We start from the raw sequence: 3038 nt of genomic DNA, 5'->3' as shown, positions 1-3038 counted from the left end.
GAAGGTGTCCTGGGCAGCGTCGCCCATCGCGAAAGACACCGCTCTTCCATCTCGATTCGTTCCCTGATTGCTTCGGCGTGTCAGAGCCTCTAGGCTCTGTCTGTCGGTGCTTGCCGGGGAAAGGAAAGGTACTGCCATGATTCGGATGGAAACCATCGATAACAACACGCTCCGCCTCGAAGAGAGCGTCCGCGCCGCACTACTTCAGGCAGACGAAGCGATTCTCACCCAAGCTCTCGCAGGCCATCACCCCGCTGACCTTGCGGAGGTCATGGAGCGACTCACTAACGAGGACGCCATTCGTGTCTTCCGTGCCCTCGACTCCGAGCGTGCCGCCGAGGTGCTCGACGAGCTAGACCAACAAAAAGCCCGCTACCTCCTGGATAACGAGGTGCCTGAGCGCATCGCCGCTCTGCTGGATCTGCTTCCCATGGACGATGCCGCAGGCGTGCTGGCAGAGTCCGCTACGCCCGAGCGCCAGGAAGTCCTGCTCAGTCAGTGGACCGACCAGGAAGACGCCGCTGAGGTGCGTGAGCTGCTCTCCTACCCCAAGAGTAGCGCCGGTCGCCTCATGACCGAGAAGTTCATGCGCCTCACGCCAGAGCTTACGGTGGAGGAAGCCTTTGCCGCCGTGCGCCAGGCAGATGCGGAGGTGGAGACGTTCAGTGATCTGTATGTCATGGAGGGGCAGCGCCTTATCGGGGTGCTCTCTCTGCGCGACCTCGTGCAGGCCAAGAGCGAGCAGCGCCTCACCGACGTGATGACGCGCGATATTGTCTCGGTCAAGGTGGACACGGACCAAGAGGAAGTGGCCCGCCTCATCTCCCGCTACGACTTTCTTGCCATGCCCGTGCTCCACAGCGACGGCACGATGGCGGGAATCGTCACGGTGGATGACATCGTGGACGTTCTCACCGAGGAGCAGACCGAGGACGCCCTCAAGCAAAGTGGTATCTCGGCGGAGCCAGGGGTTATCAATGCCCCGTACTTCTCCGTCCCGATCTGGCGCGTGGTCAAGAGTCGTGTCGGCTGGCTCGTGCTGCTCTTTGTCGCCGAGACCGCGACAGGGGCTGTCTTGCGCCACTTCGAGGACGAGCTCGCCAAGGTCGTCGCCCTGAGCTTCTTCGTCCCCCTGCTCATTGGCACAGGCGGCAATACAGGCGCACAAACCGTCTCGACCATCATCCGAGGCATTGCGCTTCGGGAGATCCAAGGCCGCGACACGGGCAGAGTCTTGGTGCGCGAGCTTATCTCCGGGGTGCTACTGGGCATTCTGCTGGGGCTTATTGCCTTTGGGCGTGCAATGCTCTGGGACAGTGGTGTTCAGCTCTCCCTGGTCGTGGCGCTGAGTATCCTGGCGATCTGTACCTGGGCTAACACCATTGGCTCCCTGATCCCGCTTGCGGCCAACAAGCTCAAGATAGACCCGGCGCTTGTCTCGGCACCACTCATCACCACCCTCGTGGACGCAACGGGCTTGGTGATCTACCTGAGCATCGCACATAAGCTCCTCACTGAGCTTCACTAATGGGTATAATCGCTCGTCAGCGGGAGGAATCGGGTATGTCACTTCGAAAATGGTTTGGCCCCAGTAAAGAGGAAATCTGGCGGCAGCTTTGCGATGAAACCGGAGCGGACTACGTTCAGGGCGGCTTCTGGAAAGGGGACAAAGTTCAGGCAACGCACGAGGAGTGGATCATCACTCTGGATACGTTCGTGGTGTCCACCGGCAAAACCACCGTCGTTTTCACCCGACTGAGAGCACCCTATATCAACCCGGACCACTTCCGATTCAGCATCCACCGTCGTGGACTCTTCAGCGAAATCGCCGAGTGGTTCGGGGCGCAGGATGTCGAGGTCGGTCATGCGGACTTCGACCGGGACTTCGTTATCCGGGGCACCGACGGGGGAAAGCTCGATGCGCTCTTTGACAACCCAAAGCTCCGAGAGCTAATTGCCATCCATCCCCAGATTCACTTTACCGTCAAGGACAACGAGGGGGTCTTAGGCTTGCCCTTTCCCGAGGACACGGACGAACTTTACTTCCATGTCGTCGGTGTAATCAAAGACGTGGAACGCTTAAAGGCGCTATTTGAGTTGTTCGCGGAGACACTGGATCAGCTATGCCGCATTGGCTCCGCCTACGAGGAAGCGCCACCGCTGAAGCTTTAAACCTTCTTAGCTTGCCTCACACTGTCTCTACGCGGAAGGCGGTCGTGCCTCCAGGAGTGCCCACACTCGCCCCAGCGGTCACAACGACAGTATCACCAGGCATTACCCAGCCCGCCAACTTCGCTCCCGCGAGCATTGCCGCAATTCGCTCCTCGACGACACTCGTCTCGGGCACGAGGAGCGGCTGGATTCCCCACAGAAGCGCCAGCCGTCGGTAAGTGGCGACATTGGCAGTCGCGGCGATTATGGGAACGGACGGGCGTAGGCGGGCGAACTGCCGAGCCGTTTCCCCGGAGGACGTTGAGCATAAAATCGCGGCGGCTCCCAGGTCGCTGGCGATCTCGGTGACACCTTGAGAGAGCGCCTCCCCACGGCTCACGGCGTCACGCTCCAGCCCTTCCCGCAGGAGCTGGCCGTAGGGTAAGTGCCCCTCGGCATACTCCGCTGTGGTTGCCATGGCTCGCACCGTCTGAATGGGAAAGTCTCCCATCGCGGTCTCCCCGGAGAGCATCACCGCGCTCGTGCCGTCAAAGACCGCGTTGGCAACATCCGAGACTTCGGCGCGGGTGGGACGTGGCGCTTTTATCATAGACTCCATCATCTGGGTCGCCGTAATCACCGGCTTGCCCACCGCAATGCACGCCAGGATAAGCTGCTTCTGGATCACGGGCACCTGGTGCAGAGGAACCTCTACCCCCAGATCGCCACGGGCCACCATCAGCCCATCGGCGGCAGCAAGAATCTCGTCTAGGTTCTCTAGCGCCTCGGGCTTCTCGATCTTAGCAATCAGGCGCGTCCCACTCTTCGCCTGGGCAAGGAGCCCACGGAGCGGCTCCATGTCGGCGGCGCGGCGCACGAACGAGACC

At 60.9% G+C, this 3038-nt stretch carries 3 protein-coding genes; 2 read left to right on the top strand and 1 reads right to left on the bottom strand.

Annotated elements, in window-relative coordinates; translation table 11 throughout:
• The first annotated feature begins 136 nt into the window (after positions 1-136).
• Both mgtE and ACH2EH_RS21880 read left to right on the top strand, forming a co-directional pair.
• Positions 137-1528 carry a magnesium transporter gene (gene mgtE / locus ACH2EH_RS21885; RefSeq protein WP_395145077.1) on the top strand — a complete coding sequence of 464 codons (1392 nt, stop codon included), beginning with the start codon at positions 137-139 and terminating at the stop codon, positions 1526-1528.
• Between the two features lie 35 nt (positions 1529-1563).
• Positions 1564-2172, top strand: coding sequence for a DUF3137 domain-containing protein (locus ACH2EH_RS21880; protein WP_395145075.1), 609 nt, complete (start codon positions 1564-1566; stop codon positions 2170-2172).
• A gap of 16 nt (positions 2173-2188) precedes the next feature.
• Here the strand turns inward: ACH2EH_RS21880 and pyk are convergent.
• Positions 2189-3038: pyruvate kinase (pyk, locus tag ACH2EH_RS21875; RefSeq protein ID WP_395145073.1), on the bottom strand; the 850-nt coding region annotated here is incomplete at its 5' end.

This window comes from Armatimonas sp. (genome assembly GCF_043760365.1).
GTDB lineage: Bacteria > Armatimonadota > Armatimonadia > Armatimonadales > Armatimonadaceae > Armatimonas.
This window is presented reverse-complemented; position numbering and strand designations above follow the sequence as displayed.